This is a genomic window from Streptomyces sp. NPDC046821 (assembly GCF_040645335.1).
Lineage (GTDB): Bacteria > Actinomycetota > Actinomycetes > Streptomycetales > Streptomycetaceae > Streptomyces.
Window position 1 is genome coordinate 152,430 of record NZ_JBEYYB010000013.1, and the last position, 19,810, is coordinate 172,239.

A 19,810-nucleotide genomic window follows, 5' to 3' on the forward strand; every position below is an offset into this window, starting at 1 on the left:
CGTACCGCCGCTGGCATGTCCACCTGGTTACCAAGCGTCCTCGATATTTGCCCATCAGGTCGGGAACTTAGCCCGTGGCCTGGTGCGGCTGGCCCGTAATCGACGGGTCGACGTCGCGTGGGTGCCTGGTGTTCATGCTTCGGTCCGTGGGGCCTTGGTTGCGTTTAAAGGTGATCCTCTCGGATGTCCTTGGTCTCGCGGGCCGTTGCCTTATTTGTACTCCAGGCGCGGAAGAAGCGAAACCCCTGGCCTCACTTCTTTACTTTTAGGTTCAATTAGGGCCAAACGGACGGTCGGTCGGTGGGTTACGAAAGGGGGACGCTCAGCCCACCGTTGGGCGCCGGCGGCTCGCGTACCAGACGAGGCCCGCGGTGGCCGCCGCGGCGCCGACGGCTGCGGCCGCGACGAGAGCCGGCCGCGACGGCGCGGAGAGTGCGGGCAGCCGCTGCTTGAGCCGGACGGGCCGGTGGAAGTCGAGAATCGGCCACTCCCGCGCGATCGCCTCGCGGCGCAGCGCGCGGTCCGGATTGACGGCGTGTGGGTGTCCGACCGCCTCCAGCATCGGCACATCGGTCGCCGAGTCGCTGTACGCGTAGCAGCGCGACAGGTCGTACCCCTCGGACTTCGCGAGCTCCTGGACCGCCTCCGCCTTGGTCGGCCCGTACGCGTAATACTCCACCTCACCTGTGAAGCAGCCGTCTTCGCCGACGACCATGCGGGTCGCCACCACGCGGTCCGCGCCGAGCAGTTCGCCGATCGGCTCGACGACCTCCGCGCCGGACGTGGACACGATCACGACGTCGCGTCCGGCGGTGTGGTGCTCCTCGATGAGCGAGGCCGCCTCGTCGTAGATGATCGGGTCGATCAGGTCGTGGAGTGTCTCGGCGACGATCTCCTTCACCTGCTGCACGTTCCAGCCACGGCAGAGTGCCGACAGATACTCGCGCATCCGTTCCATCTGATCGTGGTCGGCGCCTCCTACGAGGAAGACGAACTGCGCGTACGCGGTCCGTAGTACGGCCCTGCGGTTGATCAGCCCGCCTTGGTAGAACGACTTGCTGAAGGTGAGCGTGCTCGACTTCGCAATGACCGTCTTGTCCAGGTCAAAGAAGGCGGCTGTGCGGGGCATCGAGTGCGGCAAGGAGGGGTTTTCCACGAGCCCGAGCATAGGCGCCCACCATTCGGCGTAAGGTGTGGCGCGTGGGTTTGCCTGAGAAGGCTCTCGGGTACACCATGGAAGTCACGGATCGTTCGCGACCGTGCTAACCCGGTCTGGCTCCTCCCCCCCCGAGTCGGACCGTGGGGACGACCCCCGCTCTCCCCCCCGGCGGGGGTCGTCGCATGTCCGGACCCACTTCGGGTCCGGACTTTTGCGTTTCCGGCCCTGCTGTCGCCCCGCTCGGCGTCGCCCAGCGCGTGGAGCCTCCCAACCCATTTTCGTCACTGTGCGTAGCTGTCGAGCTGCTCTGTGGATGGCGACCGTAAGTGGCTGAACGGGCGTCAGAGATGGGGCGAGAGATTCCGCCGTAGATGTCCGTAGTTGGCACGGGAGTTGCTCTAAGAGTTGTCACCGGTATGGGTGATGGGGATATTCACAGGCGCTCCCTTGTCCACAGTTATTGACCAAGATCCACATGATTTCCGGGATCGCTGCACGGTGATTCCACTCGCGAAGTCGGAACCGGCGTTCATGACCGGTTCCGTATGCCGGAAGGCGGCCGCGAGCGTGCAGCGACAGAGGGGGCGGAGATCGTGGCGGGAGCCATCACATGCGACCGGGCGCCGGTCGCCGAAGGGCGGCGGCGGACACCGCTGATCGTGACCGAGGACGTGGATCTGCTGGACGACCTGCTGCGGCTGTGCGCCGCGGCGGGCGCCCGGCCCGAGGTCCATCACGGGGTCCCGGAGGGCAGAGGGACATGGGAGTCGGCGCCCCTCGTGCTCGTCGGGGACGACGCGGTCGAACGGGTACGAGGCGTCGCGCGGCGGCGTGGCGTCGTTCTGGTCGGCCGTGACCAGGACGATTCGGGGGTGTGGCAGCGGGCCGTCGAGATCGGCGCCGACCATGTGCTGATGCTGCCGGACGGCGAGCAGTGGCTGATGGACCGGATCGCTGACGTGGCCGAAGGCGTGGGGCGGCCCGCGCTGACCGTCGGGGTGATCGGCGGACGCGGCGGCGCCGGGGCATCCACCTTGGCCTGCGCGCTCGCCGTGACCTCGGCGAAGAGCGGGCGGCGAACCCTCTTGGTCGACGCGGATCCGCTCGGCGGCGGGCTCGACGTGCTGCTCGGCGGGGAGGCGGCAGAAGGGATGCGGTGGCCCGCCTTCGCCGAGTCGCGGGGGCGGGTCGCGGGCGGCGCGCTGGAGGAGTCGCTGCCCGAGCTGCACTCGCTGCGGGTACTGAGCTGGGACCGGGGCGACACGGTGGCAGTGCCTCCGGAAGCGGTACGGGCCGTGCTGGCCGCGGCGCGCCGGCGAGGCGGGGCGGTCGTCGTGGACCTGCCGCGCCGGGTCGACGAGGGAGCGGCCGAGGCACTGGCCCAGCTGGATCTGGGGCTTCTCGTGGTGCCGCCCGAACTGAGGGCCGTCGCGGCGGCGAAACGGGTCGCCTCCGGAGCGGGGATGGTGCTGCGTGACCTGCGCGTCGTGGTCGGTCCCTCGCGCGCAGGTGCGTCCCCCGCGCTGGAACCGGAGGAGGTCGCGCGGCTTCTCGGGCTCCCGCTCGCCGGTGAGCTGCCGGCCGACCGCGCTCTGCCGTCGCCGTATGACGGCGGACCGCCGCCGGGCGGTGCGACGCGCGGGCCCCTCGCACGGTTCTGCTCTGCCTTCTGGGAGCGGGTTCCGGTTGTGGCGGCGGACGGGGGTGGCGCATGAGTTCCGGTACGTCCGGTATGTCCGGTACGGGGCTGGGTGTCATGGGTGAGGACGGCCGACGGCGGACCGGGGTCGTGGGTGAGGACGGGCGGCGGCGGACCGGGGTCGTGGGTGCGCGCATGTTGGACGGGGTGCGGCAGTGGCTCGCGGAGAACGGCGCGGAGGCGACGCCCGCGCGGGTCGCGGAAGCGCTCAGGGCCCAGGGCAGGCTCCTCGGGGACGCCGAAGTGCTCGGCGCGGCAGGCCAGTTGCGCTCCGAACTCGTGGGCACGGGCCCGCTCGAACCGCTCCTCGCCGACCCTTCCGTGAGCGATGTGCTGGTGTCCGCGCCCGACCGGGTGTGGGTCGACCGGGGCGGCGGCCTGGAGCTGACGGGCGTGTCGTTCGAGAACGCCGCGTCGGTGCGGAGGCTCGCTCAGCGGCTCGCGGCGGTGGCGGGGCGGCGCCTCGACGACGCGAGGCCCTGGGTGGACGCCCGCCTTCCGGACGGGACCAGGCTGCACGCCGTTCTGCCGCCGGTCGCCGTCGGCTGCGCCTGTCTGTCGCTCCGGGTGGTCCGGCCCCGCGCCTTCACGCTGGAGGAGCTGGTGGCGGCCGGCACGGTGCCGCCCGGCGGGGACCGGGTGCTTCGGGCGCTGCTCGACGCCCGGCTGTCCTTCCTGATCAGCGGTGGTACGGGGTCCGGGAAGACGACGCTTCTGAGCGCGCTGCTGGGCCTGGTGGGGCCGACGGAACGGGTGGTGCTGGCCGAGGACTCCGCCGAACTGCGCCCCGACCACCCGCACGTGGTCCGGCTCGAGGCACGGCCTGCCAACCAGGAAGGGGCGGGTCTGGTCGGCCTGGACGACCTGGTGCGGCAGGCGCTCCGTATGCGGCCGGACCGGCTGGTGGTCGGTGAGGTGCGGGGGCCGGAGGTCGTGTCGCTTCTCGCCGCTCTCAACACGGGCCATGAAGGCGGATCCGGGACGCTTCACGCGAACGCGGCGCATGACGTGCCGGCCCGTCTGGAGGCGCTCGGGACGGCAGCGGGGCTGGATCGAGGCGCTCTGCACAGCCAGTTGGCGGCGGCTCTGTCGGTGGTGCTGCATCTCGTGCGGGACCGGAGGGGGCGGCGCCGGATCGCCGAGGTTCATGTCTTGGAGCGGGACGCGGCCGGGTGGGTGGTCACGGTGCCTGCGTTGCGGTGGGGCGAAGGGGAGTTCGTGCGGGAGAGGGGGTGGGGACGGCTGCGGGGGTTGTTGGGGGACGGGGGCTAGGGCGGGCTCCCGGGGCGGCGGTGTGGTGGTGGGGCTGAAGGGGCTGGTGAGTGGTTGTCGAGGGAGCGGGGGCGGGAGTCGCAGGTGCGATGGGTGGGGTGTGTGACGGGGCTCGTTACGGGTGTGGCGAGGGCTGGTTGTGGATGGGGGAGAGGGCGGCGTGACGGTTTTCGTGGAGGGGCCTGTGGGGGTTGGAGTGTGGCCGGGGAGTGCGGCTCTGGTGTGTGTCGGGGCTGCGGCTTGGGTTGCCGGTCGTGGTCATGGGCGGGAGGTGCGGCGGGCTCGGGAGTTGCTGGGGTTGACCGGCGGGGCGCCGTGGGGTGCGTCGGTGTGGAGGCTGGTTCGGGGGCGGTTGCGGGACCGGTGGGAGTGGTGGGTGCCGGTTGTGGGGGCCGTGCTCGCAGTTCTCGGGGCATCCGTGGTGCCGCTGGCGGCGGGGGTGGCCGGGATACCGCTGGCTGCGCGGGCGAGGCGGGGGAGGGAAGCGCGGCGGGTGCGGGAGCGCCGGGCCGACGCCGTGATCTCCCTGTGCGGAGTGCTGGCGGGGGAGGTGCGGGCGGGGCGGCAGCCGGGGGAGGCGCTGATCGCGGCGGTTCGTGAGGAGCGGGAGGCGAGATCGGGCGACGCCGGCTCCGGTGCTGGTGGCGGGGCGGTGGTCGCTGCTGCCCGGTTCGGCGGGGATGTGCCGGGGGCGTTGCGCGACGCGGCTCGGGAGCCCGGGGCCGAGGGGCTGCTGGGGCTCGCGGCGTGCTGGCAGGTTGCGGTCGACCGTGGCGCTGGGCTCGCGGCGGGGCTTGAACGTCTCGCTGACGCGCTACGGGCCGAGCGGGACCAGAAGGCCGATTTGCAGGCGCAGTTGGCGGGCTCACGGTCGACCGCGGTGATGCTCGCGGGGCTACCGGTCCTGGGGCTGTTGCTGGGCAGTGCGCTGGGGGCCGAGCCGCTGAGGGTGCTGCTGCACACCGGCGCGGGGTTCGGGTGCCTGCTGGTGGGCGGGTTGTTGGAGGGAGCGGGGCTCTGGTGGGCGCTGCGGATCGTACGGGGAGCGGAGGAGCGGTGAGTGTTGTCCACAGGCTGGGGGTCGTGCTGTGTGTCGTGGCGGCCTCGGGATGGGTCGCGCACGAGGTCGCGGTGCGGCGCAGGGAACGAGCGTTGCTGCGGCGGATCAGGGCCGTGCTGGAGGAGGAGGCGGCGAACCCGGTTCGGCGTGGCGTGGAGGTGCGGGTCGCCGTTACACGGTGGGGACCCGTGGCGGGGGCGTTGTGTGCCGGATATGTGCTGGTGGGTGGGGTGGCCGGACTGCTGGTGGGGGTTGTTGCCGGGTGTGTGGTGTGGCGGTGGCGCCGCAGGGTTCGTACGACCGCGGCCGAGGCGTCGTCGGAGGAAGCCGCACGGGCGCGGGCACGGCGGCAACTTCCCTTGGCGGCCGACCTTCTGGCCGCGTGCATCGCCGCCGGGGCCGATCCCGTGAGGGCGGCGAGGGCGGTGGGGGAGTCGTTGGGCGGACCGGTCGGGGAGGTGTTGGCGAGAGGCGCTGCCCACGTGCGGCTCGGCGGTGAACCGCGTGCGGCGTGGCGGCAGTTGGCTTCGATTCCGGGGGCGGGCCCGTTGGCCGGACTCCTGGAGCGGGCCGGCGATTCGGGAGCCCCTGCCGCAGAACCGGTGGCGCGGCTGGCCGCGGAGTCCAGGGCCGAGCGCGGGCGGGCCACCGCCGCCGTGGCGCGCCGGGCGGCCGTACTCATCACGGCGCCCGTGGGGCTGTGCTTCCTGCCCGCGTTCGTGGCCATCGGAGTGCTGCCGGTGGTGATCGGGGTGGCCGGCGGGCTGTTGGGAGGTCGATGAGCGGCCGCGGGGGCGGCTCGATGTGGTGGACGTCGGTGGACGTCTTCGGTGAGGAACTTCAGAGGAACGCAGAGGAAAGTCATGGGGGTTGAGATGTACGGAGTGATGCGGGCGCGTGCCGGGATGTGGGTGCGCCGGGTACGTCGGACGGGTGCGGCGAGGCGGGACGCGGGGATGGTCACGTCGGAGTACGCGATGGGGCTTATCGCGGCGGTCGGATTCGCCGGGCTGTTGCTGAAGGTGCTGACCAGCGGTGAGGTGCAGACGGCCCTGCAGGGAATTGTCGAGCGGGCGCTCAATGGGTAGGGGCGGCCCACGTCGGGGCGGTGACCGGGGGTTCGTGACGGCGGAGGCGGCTGTGGTGTTGCCGGTGCTCGTGACCTTCACCGTGGCGCTGGTCTGGGCCCTGATGGCGGCGTCCGCGCAGATCCAGTGCGTGGACGCGGCCAGGGCCGGCGCCAGGTCGATCGCCCGTCAGGACCCTGAAGGGGCGGCAGTGGCCTCGGCGAAGAGGGTCGCGCCGCGCGGCGCGAAGGTGGCCGTGAGCCGGGAGGGCGACCTGGTCCGGGTCGCGGTCGAGGCGGCGGCGCCGGGCCCGGGGGTCCTGAACGTAAGCCTGCGCGCCGATGCCGTGGCGCTGGCGGAGGAGACGGTGGGCACGGCGGTGGGGGATTCATGAGGTGGCGACGGAAGGGCGCCGGGGACCGAGGTTCCGCGACGGTGTGGTCCGTGATGGCGATGACCGCGTTGGGGCTGGTCTTCGGATGCGTACTGGCCATGGGGCAGGCCGTCGTCGTACGGCATCGGGCGGGCGGGGCGGCGGACCTGGCGGCTCTCGCGGCCGCCGACCACTGGATGGAGGGAGGGAAGGTGGCCTGCGCCCACGCAGCGAGGGTGGCGGCAGCGCAGGAGACGCGACTCGTGCGGTGCGCGGTGTACGGGGAGGTGTCGGATGTGACCGCGGCGGCGGGGTCAGCTCCGCTGAGTACGGAGGTCAGAGCCCGAGCGGGCCCTGCGGGGCCGGTGGCGCCGGGGGTTCCGAGGGGGCCGGCGGGGCATGTGGGGAGTAGCGGATAGGGAGCGGTGAGGGCGCCGCCAGTCGCTCAGGTGGGACCGGGTACGTCAGGCGTCGCGCCCACTCCGACGTACCCGCGACCGCCACCCGCCCCCCGGAGTCAGCCGGCTGCTCAAGCCGTCCCCGGCCCAGCCGCCGCATCCCTGAGGAGCACCTTCAGCAGCCGAATCGCCCCCCGCTTATGGAGTGGATCGTTGCCGTTGCCGCACTTGGGGGACTGGATGCAGGACGGGCAGCCGGACTCGCACTCGCAGGAGGCGATCGCTTCGAGGGTGGCGGTGAGCCACTCGCGGGCCGTGTGGAACGCGCGTTCCGCGAAGCCCGCCCCACCCGGGTGGCCGTCGTACACGAAGACCGTGGGCAGCAGGGTGTCCGGGTGGAGCGGGACGGAGACGCCGCCGATGTCCCAGCGGTCGCAGGTCGCGAACAGCGGCAACATGCCGATGGAGGCGTGCTCGGCGGCGTGCAGGGCGCCGCCGAGGATCTCCGGGTTCACGCGGGCCGCGTCGAGCTGGTCCTCCGTGACGGTCCACCACACGGCGCGGGTGCGGAGTGTGCGGGGCGGGAGGTCGAGTTTGGTCTCGCCCAGGACCTCGCCGGTGATGAGGCGACGACGTAGGAAGGAGACGACCTGGTTGGTGACCTCGACGGAGCCGTAGCACAACCGGCCGTCGCCCCAAGGGACTTCGATGTCCGTCTCCAGGACGGAGATGGCGGTGGTGTCGCGGGCGGTCGTCGAGTAGGTCGGGTTGGCCTCCTCGACGAGGGCGACCGAGTCCTCCAGGTCCAGGTGCTTCACGAGATACGTGCGGCCCTGGTGGAGGTGGACCGCGCCGTCGTGGACGGCGGTGTGCGCCGAACCGGCGTCCACGGTTCCGAGGAGGCGGCCCGTCCCCGCCTCGACGATCTGCACGGGGTTGCCGCCGCCCCCGCGGATGTCCGTCAGGTCGGCGGCGCGTTCGCGGCGGGTCCAGTGCCAGGCCTTGGTGCGGCGGCGCAGCAGCTTCGCCGCCTCCAGCTGGGGGAGCAGCTCGGCGGTCGTCGGGCCGAAGAGAGGGAGGTCGTCGTCGGTGAGAGGGAGTTCGGCGGCGGCCGCGCACAGATGGGGGGCGAGGACGTACGGGTTGTCGGGGTCCAGGACCGTGGACTCCACGGGCTGGTCGAAGAGCGCTTCGGGGTGGTGGACGAGGAACGTGTCCAGCGGGTCGTCGCGGGCGACGAGGACGGCGAGCGCGCCCTGGCCGGACCGTCCCGCGCGGCCTGCCTGCTGCCACAGCGACGCCCGGGTGCCCGGGTAGCCGGAGATGACGACGGCGTCCAGCCCGGACACGTCGATGCCGAGTTCGAGGGCGGTGGTGGCGGCGAGGCCGAGAAGTTCGCCGGAGTGAAGAGCGCGCTCCAGGGCGCGGCGTTCCTCGGGCAGGTAGCCGCCGCGATACGCGGCGACACGGCGGGCGAGGGAGCGGTCGACCTCGGCGAGGCGTTCCTGGGCGATCACGGAGATCAGCTCCGCGCCGCGCCGGGAGCGGACGAAGGCCACGGAGCGCACGCCCTGCACGGTCAGGTCGGTGAGCAGATCCGCCGTCTCGGCGGTGGCAGTACGGCGGACAGGGGCGCCCTTCTCGCCGTGGAGATCGGTGAGAGGGGGTTCCCAGAGGGCGAAGACGACCTCGCCGCGGGGAGAGGCGTCGTCGGCGATCTCGACGACCGGGAGGCCGGTGAGCCGCTGGGCGGCGACGGCCGGGTCCGCGGCGGTGGCGGACGCCAGCAGGAACACGGGCTCAGAGCCGTAGCGGGCGCAAAGTCGCCGCAGCCGGCGCAGGACCTGGGCGACGTGCGAGCCGAAGACACCGCGGTAGGTGTGGCACTCGTCGATGACGACGTACTTGAGAGCTTTGAGGAAGGAGGACCAGCGGGGGTGGGAGGGCAATATCCCGCGATGGAGCATGTCCGGGTTGGTCAGGACGTAGTTGGCGTACTGGCGCACCCATTCGCGTTCCTCGACGGGAGTGTCGCCGTCGTAGACCGCCGGGCGGACGGCGTTGCCCAGCGGTTGTGAAAGTTCCTTCACCGATCGGCGCTGGTCCGCGGCCAGGGCTTTCGTCGGCGCGAGGTAGAGCGCGGTGGCGCCCCGGCCGTTCGGTGCCTCGGAGCCGTCGAGGAGCCGCGAGAGGACCGGGACGAGGTACGCGAGGGACTTTCCGGAGGCCGTTCCGGTGGCGACGACGACCGACTCGCCGTCCAGCGCGTGCTCGGCCGCGAGTGCCTGGTGGGCCCAGGGGTGCTCGATTCCGGCCGACTGCACGGCGGCGATGACCTCGGAGCGGATGCGGTCGGGCCAGACGGCATGACGACCCTCTCGCGGGGGCAAGTGCTCCGTATGAGTGATGCGCGAGGACCGGCTCGGGCCCGAGGCGAGCCGGTCGAGAATCGCCCCCGGAGAGGGGCGGGAAGCGGTGTCCGCGGAGGGTTGTCCAGGGCGGTGATTCTTGGCCATCGGCACCGAGTGTGTCACTGGCGTGACGGACAATGCTCCTAAGGCGTCGTGCACGCCTGCCGGTAAGTGATTGAATGCCATCGCGGCTGGCGAACCGTCCCGGGGGCTGCCGAGGTGTCCCGAGGGACGACCGCTCGATAGCAAGGTGCTGGAGGATCCGTGGACCTGTCCCTGTCGACCCGTACCGTCGGCGATCGTACGGTCGTCGAGGTCGGTGGCGAAATCGATGTGTATACCGCGCCCAAGCTGCGTGAGCAGCTGGTCGAGCTGGTGAATGACGGCAGCTTCCACCTTGTCGTCGACATGGAGGGAGTCGACTTCCTCGACTCCACCGGGCTCGGCGTGCTGGTGGGCGGACTGAAGCGTGTGCGCGCCCATGAGGGCTCGCTGCGCCTGGTCTGCAACCAGGAGCGCATTCTCAAGATCTTCCGTATCACCGGCCTGACCAAGGTGTTCCCCATCCACACCTCGGTCGAGGAAGCCGTAGCGGCGACCGACTGATCCGTCACCGGCCCACAGCGGCCGGTGTCTGAGCGGAAGTGGGGGCCGGGCCGTTGGCCCGGTCCCTTCAAGATCACGTCCGTACATCCGAGGGGGATGCATGGCCACCGTCGAACTCCGATTCAGTGCGCAGCCCGAGCACGTCCGTACCGCCCGACTGGTGGCGGCCGCGGTGGCGCGCAGGGCCGGAGTGGACGAAGCCGTGCTCGACGAGGTGCGGCTCGCCGTCGGCGAGGCCTGCAGCCGGGCCGTCGGTCTTCACCAGAGCAGCGGAATCACGGCACCCGTTCGGGTTCTCCTCACCGAGGAGGAGAAGCAGTTCTCGATCGAGGTCGGGGACGAGGCTCCGCGCAGCCACCCCACCGGCCAGGCGTCCGGCGCACCCGCAGATCCGGATGCGGAGGGCGAGGACGACATGGGTCTCGCCGTCATCAGCGGCCTCGTGGACGACGTCGAGGTCACTGCGGACGAGTCCGGTGGTCTCATTCGGATGACGTGGCCGACCACGCCGGCGACGCTCCCGTCCTGATCCGCTGACGCCCCGCGTCCACCTGGCGCCCCTGATCCATCCGTCCGGGTACTTTCCGGCCGTGTCTCCTGCGTGATCGTTTTCTGTTCCGGGCCCTGTCCTCACCTCGGTGAGCAGGGCCTCTTTTGCGTTCCCTAGATCACCGATCAATAATGGATCACGCCTCAATGCGTTCAGGGCATTACCAGCTTTTGTGTGCCCATTGTGTTGGACGATCATTGGTCGGGTAGTAACGGATGGGAAATTCCGTTTCTCGCGCACTGTTTTGATCACGCGCCGCTCCCTACAATCCGTCCACATCTTGAGCTCAGCCCAAGCGTCAAGGAGGACGAATGGCGGGGCTTTCTACCCCTCAAAGGTTCGACCACCCCTCAACCTTCGCCGCCGCGGTACTGACGGATGACAACCGGCTCATCGTCGTGGTGATCGCGATCGTCGCACTCGCCGCCCTGGCGGTGGCCGCAGTGCTCGTACGGCAGGTGCTCGCGGCGGGCGAGGGCACCGACAGCATGAAGAAGATCGCGGCAGCGGTCCAGGAAGGCGCGAAAGCGTATCTCGGGCGGCAGTTGCGGACCCTCGCGGTATTCGCCGTCGTGGTGTTCTTCCTGCTCATGCTGCTGCCCGCCGACGATTGGACTCAGCGCGCCGGCCGTTCGATCTTCTTCTTGATCGGCGCGGTGTTCTCGGCTACCACCGGCTATATCGGAATGTGGCTCGCGGTGCGCAGTAATGTGCGCGTCGCCGCCGCGGCCAGAGAAGCCACTCCGGCGGAGGGCGAGCCGGAAAAGGATCTCACCGACGTCTCGCACAAAGCCATGAAGATCGCATTCCGAACGGGCGGCGTCGTCGGGATGTTCACCGTCGGCCTCGGCCTGCTCGGCGCCTCCTGCGTCGTCCTGGTCTACGCGGCCGCCGCGCCGAAGGTGCTCGAAGGATTCGGGCTCGGCGCCGCGCTGATCGCGATGTTCATGCGTGTCGGCGGCGGCATCTTCACCAAGGCCGCCGACGTCGGCGCCGACCTGGTCGGCAAGGTCGAACAGGGCATTCCGGAGGACGATCCGCGTAATGCCGCGACCATCGCCGACAACGTGGGCGACAACGTCGGCGACTGCGCCGGCATGGCCGCCGACCTCTTCGAGTCCTACGCGGTCACGCTGGTCGCCGCGCTGATCCTCGGCAAGGTGGCCTTCGGCGACTCCGGACTCGCGTTCCCGCTGATCGTTCCCGCGATCGGCGTCGTCACGGCCATGATCGGCATCTTCGCCGTGGCGCCGCGCCGCGCCGACCGCAGCGGGATGAGCGCCATCAACCGCGGATTCTTCATCTCCGCGGTCATCTCGCTCGTCCTCGTGGCAGCCGCGGTCTGGGCCTATCTGCCGGGGACGTACGCCGGACTCACCGGTGTCACCGACGCGGCGATCAAGGCGAAGAGCGGCGATCCGCGGATCCTCGCGCTCGTCGCCGTGGCCATCGGCATCGTGCTCGCCGCGCTCATCCAGCAGCTGACGGGCTACTTCACCGAGACCACCCGGCGCCCGGTCCGCGACATCGGCAAGTCGTCGCTCACCGGCCCCGCGACCGTCGTGCTCGCCGGTATCTCCATCGGCCTCGAATCGGCCGTCTACACCGGCCTGTTGATCGGGCTCGGCGTGTACGGGGCGTTCCTGCTCGGCGGCACGTCGATCATGCTGGCGCTGTTCGCGGTCGCCCTCGCGGGCACGGGACTGCTCACCACGGTCGGCGTCATCGTCGCCATGGACACGTTCGGCCCCGTCTCCGACAACGCGCAGGGCATCGCCGAGATGTCCGGCGACGTCGAGGGCTCGGGCGCCCAGGTGCTCACCGACCTGGACGCCGTGGGCAACACGACCAAGGCCATCACCAAGGGCATCGCCATCGCGACGGCCGTCCTCGCGGCCTCCGCGCTGTTCGGGTCCTACCGTGACGCGATCGTCACCGCCGCCAACGACGTCGGCGAGAAGGTCGGCAACGGCGGGCCACTGGGCCTCGTCATGGACATCTCACAGCCCAACAACCTGGTCGGGCTGATCGCCGGCGCCGCGGTCGTCTTCCTCTTCTCCGGACTCGCGATCAACGCCGTGTCGCGGTCCGCCGGAGCCGTGGTCTACGAGGTGAGGCGGCAGTTCCGCGAGCACCCCGGGATCATGGACTACTCGGAGACGCCGGAGTACGGACGCGTCGTCGACATCTGTACGAAGGACGCGCTGCGCGAGCTCGCCACGCCGGGTCTGCTCGCCGTGCTCGCGCCCATCGCGATCGGGTTCACGCTCGGCGTCGGCGCGCTCGGGTCGTTCCTCGCCGGCGCTATCGGCACCGGCACGCTCATGGCGGTCTTCCTCGCCAACTCCGGTGGCGCGTGGGACAACGCGAAGAAGCTCGTCGAGGACGGCCATCACGGCGGCAAGGGCAGCGAGGCGCACGCCGCGACGGTCATCGGCGACACGGTCGGCGACCCGTTCAAGGACACGGCAGGGCCCGCGATCAACCCGCTCCTGAAGGTCATGAACCTGGTGGCGCTCCTCATCGCGCCCGCGGTCGTGAAGTTCAGCTACGGGACGGGCGCCAGCGTGGGCGTGCGGGTCCTGGTCGCCGTACTCGCGATCGCCGTGATCGTCGGGGCGGTCTACGTCTCGAAGCGGCGCGGGATCACCGTCGGCGACGACGATGACTCCAACCAGGTGCCGAAGCGGCAGGCGGATCAGGCGGTGGTCTCCTGACGGTGATCATGACCCGGTGAGGCAGGCCGGGAGCCCAACGGGCGGGCGGGTAGCGCGCATTGACGTGCTGCCCGCCCGCCCGCGCGTTGTGATCCTTCGGTGAAGTTTCTAGTGAGGCTTCTCTCGCTTGGTGCAAATGGCTATAAAAGGTCGATAAAGCAGATCTAATGCGCGTCCGGCATGCGGTTGTCGCCCGCTTGGCGTGTATGTTCCGGGGCCGAGAGCCATGGAAGGGACCAATCCGGTGAACAAGAAGCTCGCAGCCGCACTGTCCGGCGGTGCGGTACTGGTACTCGCGCTGTCGGGATGCAGCAGCGACAACGGCAACGAGAAGCTGAACTCGTGGGCCAAGTCGGTCTGTGACGCGGTCCAGCCGCAGGCCAAGAAGATCGAGGACGCCAACGCCGCGATCCAGAAGGAAACCTCGGACAACAGCAAGCCGGCGGACGTCCAGAGCACCGACTCGCAGGCCTTCCAGGACATGTCCGACGCCTACAAGGCGATCGGCGCGGCCGTGAACAAGGCCGGGGCCCCGGCGGTCTCCGGCGGCGCGAAGAAGCAGAAGGACGCGGTCAAGGAGCTCAACGACATCTCGGGGTCGTACGCAGACCTGAAGAAGCAGGTCGACAAGCTCGACACGAAGGACCAGGCGAAGTTCGCCGACGGCCTCAAGGGCATCGCGACCCAGCTCGACAAGCTGAGCCAGAGCGGCAGCGACGCGCTCAAGAAGCTGGAGGAGGGCGAGGTCGGCAAGGCGATGGCGAAGCAGCCGACCTGCAAGAGCGCGTCCGCTTCCCCGGCGGCGGCCAAGAACTGACGCCTGTCGTCTCTGAGGCAGACTGTCTCTGAGGCTGAAGGCTGTTATTTCTGAACGCTGAGCGCAGGCTCTGAGGTTCCCCCGTGCCCCCGGTGCCGTCGGATTTTCCGGCGCCGGGGGCACGTCGTATGTGCGGCGCGACCGAAGTGAGGGGCTACCGGGGGTTCGGGGCGACAATGGGGGCGTGAGTAGCTCCAGTCTGTCCAAGTTGCCGTCCACCGACCGAGACGATGTCACCGCCCTGCTGCGGGAGTCCCTGCTGGCGGCCGAGTTCACCGCCGACGGGCTGCTCGAACTGCTCGGGGCGCCGGCCTACGCGGCACTCGCGCGCAGCGAGACCGTGCCCGCCCTGCGGGCGACCCGCGGCGACACCCCGCTGGAGACGCTCGTCCGCCTCTTCCTGCTCCAGCAGCCCGTGGAGCACGCGCGCGTGGCGGCCGTTCTGCCCGTCGACGCGTGCCTGGAGAGCGGGTGGCTGACGCGGGCCGGTGACGACGAGGTCGCCGCGGCCGTCGACGTACGGCCCTACGGGGGTCCCGACGGCGAGGACTGGTTCATCGTGTCCGACCTCGGCTGCGCCGTCGGCGGCGCCGGAGGCATCGGCAACCGCGCCGAGGGCGTCGTCCTGGGTGTCGGCGGCGCCTCCACGACGCTGGCGGGCATCACCGTGCGCACGCCGGTGGAGAGCGCTCTCGACCTCGGTACGGGTTCCGGGATCCAGGCCCTGCACGCCACCCGGAACGCCACGCGCGTCGTCGCCACCGACCTCAACCCGCGCGCCCTCCACTTCACGGCGCTGACGCTCGCGCTGTCCGGCACGTACGCGGCCGACCTGCGCGAGGGATCGCTGTTCGAGCCCGTGGGCGACCAGACGTACGACCTGATCGTGTCGAACCCGCCCTTCGTCATCTCGCCCGGGGCGCGGCTGACTTACCGGGACGGCGGGATGTCCGGGGACGATCTGTGCCGCTCGCTCGTTCAGGAGGCGGGGGCACGACTGAACGAGGGCGGGTACGCGCAGTTCCTCGCCAACTGGCAGCACGTCGAGGGAGAGGAGTGGACCGACCGCCTGCGGTCCTGGGTGCCGCGCGGGTGCGACGCCTGGATCGTGCAGCGTGAGGTCCAGGACATCACGCAGTACGCCGAGTTGTGGCTGCGGGACGCCGGGGACCACCGCACGGACCCGGCGGAGTACGCGGCGCTCTACGACGAGTGGCTGGACGAGTTCGAGGCGCGGAAGGTGCGCGGTATCGGCTTCGGCTGGATCAGCCTGCGCAAGGCACCGGAGGGTGTCGAGCCGTCCATCACGGTCGAGGAGTGGCCGCACTCCGTCGAGCAGCCCCTCGGCGACACGGTGCGGGCGCACTTCGAGCGACTCGACTATCTGCGGACGCACGACGACGCGGCGCTGCTCGGCGCCCATTTCAAGCTCGCCGGTGAGGTCGTGCAGGAGCAGGTCGGGCTGCCGGGCGCAGAGGATCCGGAGCACGTGGTGCTGCGCCAGCACCGCGGGATGCGCCGGGCCACGAAGGTGGACACGATCGGCGCCGGGTTCGCGGGCGTCTGCGACGGCAGCCTCAGCGCGGGCCGGATCCTGGACGCGATCGCCCAGCTGGTGGGCGAGGATCCGGTGCTGCTGCGGGATCGCACTCCCGCGCAGATCCGGATGCTGGTGGAGCAGGGGTTCTTGGAGCCGGCTCAGGTTTGATGGCCGGGGTGGGGCGGGCCGGTCCGTGGGCGTAGGCGTGGGCACGGGCTGACCGGACGTGGGCTTGGTGGGGCGGGCGCGGGTTGGGCGCTCGCCCCACGTCCCCGCCGGTCCACAGGGGCGCGCGGCTGGGTGCGCCCGGCGCGCTCGCCCGACCCACGCCCCGGGTGCCGCACACCCCGCGCCCCGGGTGCCGCACACCCCGCGCCCCTGGGGTGCCGCACGCCCCGCGCACCGAGTGCCGCACGCTCCCACCCGGGACTCCGCTTCCGCCCCGCGCACCCGGGGTTCCACCCATCCCCGTAATCCCCACCCGGCCCCCACGGCCCGACCGCCGCGACCCCATTCCCTGAGGCCGCTCAGCCAGCAGCCCGCCGAGCCTCCTCACCCGCAGACGTCCCCGTCGCCGGTCTCCGGCCCGCCCCGCACACCAATGATCCGCTTCCGTTTCTCTGTGTTGTAGGCAACTCCGTACCGCGGGCCACCACGCACGCCCCACCCCTCTCGCACCGCCCCCGCAGGCCCCCGTACCGCCGCCGCAGGCACCCCGTACCGCCCCCCACAGCCCCCGTTCACCCGGGGTTCGTCCCGGCGTCTCCACCGCGTGCCAGCCTCACCGGCCGGAAGATTCGTGAGCGGGGAGGGGAAGCCATGGAGAGCGGACCGGCGATCTTCGCGGGGACCGTGTTCGTGCTGTTCGGAGCGGGGCTGCTGCTGTGGACCGGGGTGCGGGTCACACGCCGCGAGCCGGTCGCCGACGGTGTGAACCCTGTCGCATCGGCGGCGCTCACCGGCCTGGCCGGGGTGGTGGCCCTGGTGCTCGGGGTGTGGTCCTTCGGCCGGTTCTGAGCGGCGGCCCACAGGGAGCATCCTGGAAGGCGAACCGGGCGCCGGCCCGGCTTGCGCCCCGGACACCCTGTGGGTACTCCGGGCGGCAGGAACGTCGGTAGTCGGGTTACCGTTCGAGTGGCCGTTGCGGGCTTTTCCCGTTTGACACGGGGGCGGGAGGTACCGTCACACTCCGCAGCGACACCGCACGCGTACCGCAGTGCCGACCCCCACGCCCGAGGGCGAGGGGGATCCCCAGCGCCGACCGGAGAGAAGAGCGAAGTTGTCCCCGACCAGCGAGACCGCACACGGCGGCCGCCGACTCGTCATCGTCGAGTCGCCCGCCAAGGCGAAGACGATCAAGGGCTACCTCGGCCCGGGTTACGTCGTCGAAGCGAGCGTCGGGCACATCCGCGACCTCCCCAGCGGCGCCGCCGAGGTGCCCGAGAAGTACACGGGTGAGGTGCGCCGCCTCGGTGTGGACGTCGAACACGACTTCCAGCCGATCTATGTGGTCAACGCGGACAAGAAGGCTCAGGTCAAGAAGCTCAAGGACCTGCTGAAGGACTCCGACGAACTCTTCCTCGCCACCGATGAGGACCGCGAGGGCGAAGCCATCGCGTGGCACCTCCTCGAGGTCCTGAAGCCCAAGGTCCCCGTCCACCGGATGGTCTTCCACGAGATCACCAAGGACGCGATCCGCAGCGCCGTCGCCAACCCGCGCGAGCTCAACAAGCGCATGGTCGACGCCCAGGAGACCCGCCGCATCCTCGACCGTCTGTACGGGTACGAGGTCTCGCCGGTCCTATGGAAGAAGGTCATGCCGCGTCTGTCGGCGGGCCGTGTCCAGTCCGTGGCCACCCGTCTCGTCGTCGAGCGTGAGCGCGAGCGCATGGCCTTCCGCTCCGCCGAGTACTGGGACCTGACCGGCACCTTCGGAACGGGCCGCTCCGGCGACGCCGGCGACCCGTCGAACCTGGTGGCCCGCCTGAGCGCGGTCGACGGCAAGCGCATCGCGCAGGGCCGCGACTTCGACTCGCTGGGTCAGCTGAAGACGGCGAACGTGCTGGCTCTGGACGAGACGAACGCCCGAGCGCTCGCCGCCGCCCTGGAGAACACGCAGTTCTCCGTGCGCTCCGTCGAGTCCAAGCCGTACCGCCGCTCGCCGTACGCCCCGTTCCGTACGACGACGATGCAGCAGGAGGCGAGCCGCAAGCTCGGCTTCGGTGCGAAGGCCACCATGCAGGTGGCCCAGAAGCTGTACGAGAACGGCTTCATCACCTACATGCGTACGGACTCCACGACCCTGTCCGACACGGCGATCGCGGCCGCCCGTGCGCAGGTCACGCAGCTGTACGGGGCCGACTACCTGCCCGAGAAGCCGCGCACGTTCGCCGGCAAGGTCAAGAACGCGCAGGAGGCGCACGAGGCGATCCGTCCCTCGGGTGATCGTTTCCGCACGCCCGCCGAGACCGGCCTGACCGGCGACCAGTTCCGCCTCTACGAGCTGATCTGGAAGCGGACCGTCGCCTCCCAGATGAAGGACGCGACCGGTAACTCCGTCACGGTCAAGATCGGTGGCACCGCCGCCGACGGCCGGAACGCCGAGTTCTCCGCGTCCGGCAAGACGATCACGTTCCACGGCTTCCTCAAGGCCTACGTCGAGGGCGCGGACGACCCGAACGCCGAGCTCGACGACCGTGAGCGCCGGCTGCCGCAGGTCTCCGAGGGCGACGCGCTGTCCGCCGAGGAGATCACCGTCGACGGCCACGCGACCAAGCCGCCGGCCCGCTACACCGAGGCCAGCCTGGTCAAGGAGCTCGAAGAGCGCGAGATCGGCCGCCCGTCGACGTACGCGTCGATCATCGGCACGATCCTCGACCGCGGCTACGTCTTCAAGAAGGGCACGGCCCTCGTGCCGTCCTTCCTGTCCTTCGCCGTGGTCAACCTCCTCGAGAAGCACTTCGGGCGCCTCGTCGACTACGACTTCACCGCCAAGATGGAGGACGACCTCGACCGCATCGCGCGCGGTGAGGCCCAGTCCGTGCCGTGGCTGAAGCGTTTCTACTTCGGTGAGGGCGAGGGCTCCGGAGGCGCCGCCGACGCCGGGAACGGCGACGGCGACCACCTCGGCGGCCTCAAGGAGCTCGTCACCGACCTGGGCGCCATCGACGCCCGCGAGGTGTCGTCCTTCCCCGTCGGCGACGGCATCGTCCTGCGCGTCGGCCGCTACGGCCCGTACGTCGAGCGCGGCGAGCGGGACTCCGAGGGTCACCAGCGCGCCGACGTCCCCGACGACCTCGCGCCGGACGAGCTCACCGTCGAGTACGCGGAGGAGCTGCTCGCCAAGCCGAGCGGCGACTTCGAGCTGGGCGCGGACCCCGTCTCCGGGAACCAGATCATCGCCAAGGACGGCCGTTACGGGCCGTACGTCACCGAGGTGCTGCCCGAGGGCACCCCGAAGACCGGCAAGAACGCGGTCAAGCCGCGGACGGCGTCGCTCTTCAAGTCGATGAGCCTCGACACGGTCACCCTGGACGACGCCCTCAAGCTGATGTCCCTGCCGCGCGTGGTCGGCGCCGACGCCGAGGGCGTCGAGATCACCGCGCAGAACGGGCGGTACGGGCCGTACCTCAAGAAGGGCACCGACTCGCGCTCCCTGGAGACCGAGGACCAGCTCTTCGCCATCACGCTGGAGGAGGCTCTCGCGATCTACGCGCAGCCCAAGCAGCGCGGGCGCGCGGCCGCCAAGCCGCCGCTGAAGGAGCTCGGCGAGGACCCGGTCAGCGGGAAGCCCGTCGTCGTCAAGGACGGCCGCTTCGGCGCGTACGTGACGGACGGCGAGACGAACGCGACGCTCAGGTCGTCGGACTCCGTCGAGGAGATCACGCCCGAGCGCGGTTACGAGCTGCTCGCCGAGAAGCGGGCGAAGGGCCCGGCCAAGAAGACGGCGAAGAAGGCCGTCAAGAAGGCCCCGGCGAAGAAGGCGACCGCCAAGAAGACGGCAGCCAAGAAGACCACCGCCACGAAGACGACGGCGGCTAAGAAGACGACGGCCGCCAAGAAGACGACCGTGGCGAAGAAGACGGCTACGGCTGCCAAGAAGGCGACGGCTTCTAAGTCGGCGTCTACGGAGGAGTAGTCG

The 19,810-nt window shown here is 70.7% G+C and carries 16 protein-coding genes; 14 read left to right on the forward strand and 2 right to left on the reverse strand.

Annotated features, from left to right (window positions below):
* Positions 1-322: 322 nt before the first annotated feature.
* Positions 323-1,168, reverse strand: coding sequence for an HAD-IB family hydrolase (locus ABZ893_RS26625; protein ID WP_361408072.1), 846 nt, complete (start codon positions 1,166-1,168; stop codon positions 323-325).
* Between the two features lie 584 nt (positions 1,169-1,752).
* Here ABZ893_RS26625 and ssd point away from each other — a divergent pair.
* The 7 genes from ssd to ABZ893_RS26660 all read left to right on the forward strand — a co-directional run bounded on the left by ssd (position 1,753) and on the right by ABZ893_RS26660 (position 7,049).
* Positions 1,753-2,874 (forward strand): septum site-determining protein Ssd, encoded by a 1,122-nt coding sequence (ssd, locus tag ABZ893_RS26630; RefSeq protein WP_361408074.1) that lies wholly within the window; start codon positions 1,753-1,755, stop codon positions 2,872-2,874.
* Positions 2,875-2,993: 119 nt separating this feature from the next.
* On the forward strand, positions 2,994-4,130 hold the full coding sequence (locus ABZ893_RS26635) for a TadA family conjugal transfer-associated ATPase (RefSeq protein ID WP_361408297.1): 1,137 nt from the start codon (positions 2,994-2,996) through the stop codon (positions 4,128-4,130).
* A 184-nt stretch (positions 4,131-4,314) separates the two neighbouring features.
* Positions 4,315-5,190 carry a type II secretion system F family protein gene (locus ABZ893_RS26640; RefSeq protein ID WP_361408300.1) on the forward strand — a complete coding sequence of 292 codons (876 nt, stop codon included), beginning with the start codon at positions 4,315-4,317 and terminating at the stop codon, positions 5,188-5,190.
* The gene (locus tag ABZ893_RS26645; RefSeq protein WP_361408076.1) at positions 5,187-5,972 is read left to right on the forward strand and encodes a type II secretion system F family protein; all 786 of its coding nucleotides are present in this window, start codon (positions 5,187-5,189) and stop codon (positions 5,970-5,972) included. Before ABZ893_RS26640 ends, ABZ893_RS26645 begins: the two co-directional genes overlap by 4 nt.
* A gap of 93 nt (positions 5,973-6,065) precedes the next feature.
* Positions 6,066-6,278 (forward strand): DUF4244 domain-containing protein, encoded by a 213-nt coding sequence (locus ABZ893_RS26650; protein ID WP_361408303.1) that lies wholly within the window; start codon positions 6,066-6,068, stop codon positions 6,276-6,278.
* Positions 6,271-6,651: a TadE family type IV pilus minor pilin gene (locus ABZ893_RS26655; protein ID WP_361408078.1), complete on the forward strand. Its 381-nt coding sequence runs from the start codon at positions 6,271-6,273 to the stop codon at positions 6,649-6,651. The genes ABZ893_RS26650 and ABZ893_RS26655 overlap by 8 nt, the downstream gene beginning before the upstream one ends.
* Positions 6,648-7,049: an Rv3654c family TadE-like protein gene (locus tag ABZ893_RS26660; protein ID WP_361408079.1), complete on the forward strand. Its 402-nt coding sequence runs from the start codon at positions 6,648-6,650 to the stop codon at positions 7,047-7,049. The genes ABZ893_RS26655 and ABZ893_RS26660 overlap by 4 nt, the downstream gene beginning before the upstream one ends.
* A gap of 110 nt (positions 7,050-7,159) precedes the next feature.
* Here ABZ893_RS26660 and ABZ893_RS26665 read toward each other — a convergent pair whose 3' ends face one another.
* Entirely contained in the window at positions 7,160-9,625 is a 2,466-nt protein-coding gene (locus ABZ893_RS26665) for a DEAD/DEAH box helicase (RefSeq protein ID WP_361408080.1), read from the reverse strand.
* A 78-nt stretch (positions 9,626-9,703) separates the two neighbouring features.
* Between ABZ893_RS26665 and bldG the strand changes: the two genes are divergently transcribed.
* The 7 genes from bldG to topA all read left to right on the forward strand — a co-directional run bounded on the left by bldG (position 9,704) and on the right by topA (position 19,807).
* Positions 9,704-10,045: an anti-sigma factor antagonist BldG gene (bldG, locus tag ABZ893_RS26670; protein ID WP_003975386.1), complete on the forward strand. Its 342-nt coding sequence runs from the start codon at positions 9,704-9,706 to the stop codon at positions 10,043-10,045.
* A gap of 100 nt (positions 10,046-10,145) precedes the next feature.
* Positions 10,146-10,574, forward strand: coding sequence for an ATP-binding protein (locus tag ABZ893_RS26675; protein ID WP_361408082.1), 429 nt, complete (start codon positions 10,146-10,148; stop codon positions 10,572-10,574).
* Positions 10,575-10,906: 332 nt separating this feature from the next.
* On the forward strand, positions 10,907-13,312 hold the full coding sequence (locus ABZ893_RS26680) for a sodium-translocating pyrophosphatase (RefSeq protein ID WP_361408084.1): 2,406 nt from the start codon (positions 10,907-10,909) through the stop codon (positions 13,310-13,312).
* A 226-nt stretch (positions 13,313-13,538) separates the two neighbouring features.
* Entirely contained in the window at positions 13,539-14,129 is a 591-nt protein-coding gene (locus ABZ893_RS26685) for a small secreted protein (RefSeq protein WP_361408086.1), read from the forward strand.
* A gap of 184 nt (positions 14,130-14,313) precedes the next feature.
* On the forward strand, positions 14,314-15,837 hold the full coding sequence (locus ABZ893_RS26690; RefSeq protein ID WP_361408087.1) for a methyltransferase: 1,524 nt from the start codon (positions 14,314-14,316) through the stop codon (positions 15,835-15,837).
* A 651-nt stretch (positions 15,838-16,488) separates the two neighbouring features.
* Positions 16,489-16,686, forward strand: coding sequence for a hypothetical protein (locus ABZ893_RS26695; protein WP_361408089.1), 198 nt, complete (start codon positions 16,489-16,491; stop codon positions 16,684-16,686).
* Between the two features lie 262 nt (positions 16,687-16,948).
* Complete coding sequence (gene topA / locus ABZ893_RS26700) at positions 16,949-19,807, forward strand: type I DNA topoisomerase (protein ID WP_361408091.1); 2,859 nt, start codon at positions 16,949-16,951, stop codon at positions 19,805-19,807.
* The last annotated feature ends 3 nt before the right edge of the window (positions 19,808-19,810 follow it).

Bases quoted from the DNA above. Each gene is read 5' to 3' on its own strand.
- ABZ893_RS26665 (WP_361408080.1), bottom strand. From the start codon at position 9,625: ATGGCATTCAATCACTTACCGGCAGGCGTGCACGACGCCTTAGGAGCA.
- ABZ893_RS26685 (WP_361408086.1), top strand. From the start codon at position 13,539: ATGGAAGGGACCAATCCGGTGAACAAGAAGCTCGCAGCCGCACTGTCC.
- ABZ893_RS26680 (WP_361408084.1), top strand. From the start codon at position 10,907: ATGGCGGGGCTTTCTACCCCTCAAAGGTTCGACCACCCCTCAACCTTC.
- ABZ893_RS26625 (WP_361408072.1), bottom strand. From the start codon at position 1,168: ATGCTCGGGCTCGTGGAAAACCCCTCCTTGCCGCACTCGATGCCCCGC.
- ABZ893_RS26675 (WP_361408082.1), top strand. From the start codon at position 10,146: ATGGCCACCGTCGAACTCCGATTCAGTGCGCAGCCCGAGCACGTCCGT.
- ABZ893_RS26695 (WP_361408089.1), top strand. From the start codon at position 16,489: ATGGAGAGCGGACCGGCGATCTTCGCGGGGACCGTGTTCGTGCTGTTC.
- ABZ893_RS26635 (WP_361408297.1), top strand. From the start codon at position 2,994: ATGTTGGACGGGGTGCGGCAGTGGCTCGCGGAGAACGGCGCGGAGGCG.
- ABZ893_RS26655 (WP_361408078.1), top strand. From the start codon at position 6,271: ATGGGTAGGGGCGGCCCACGTCGGGGCGGTGACCGGGGGTTCGTGACG.
- ABZ893_RS26650 (WP_361408303.1), top strand. From the start codon at position 6,066: ATGTACGGAGTGATGCGGGCGCGTGCCGGGATGTGGGTGCGCCGGGTA.
- ABZ893_RS26660 (WP_361408079.1), top strand. From the start codon at position 6,648: ATGAGGTGGCGACGGAAGGGCGCCGGGGACCGAGGTTCCGCGACGGTG.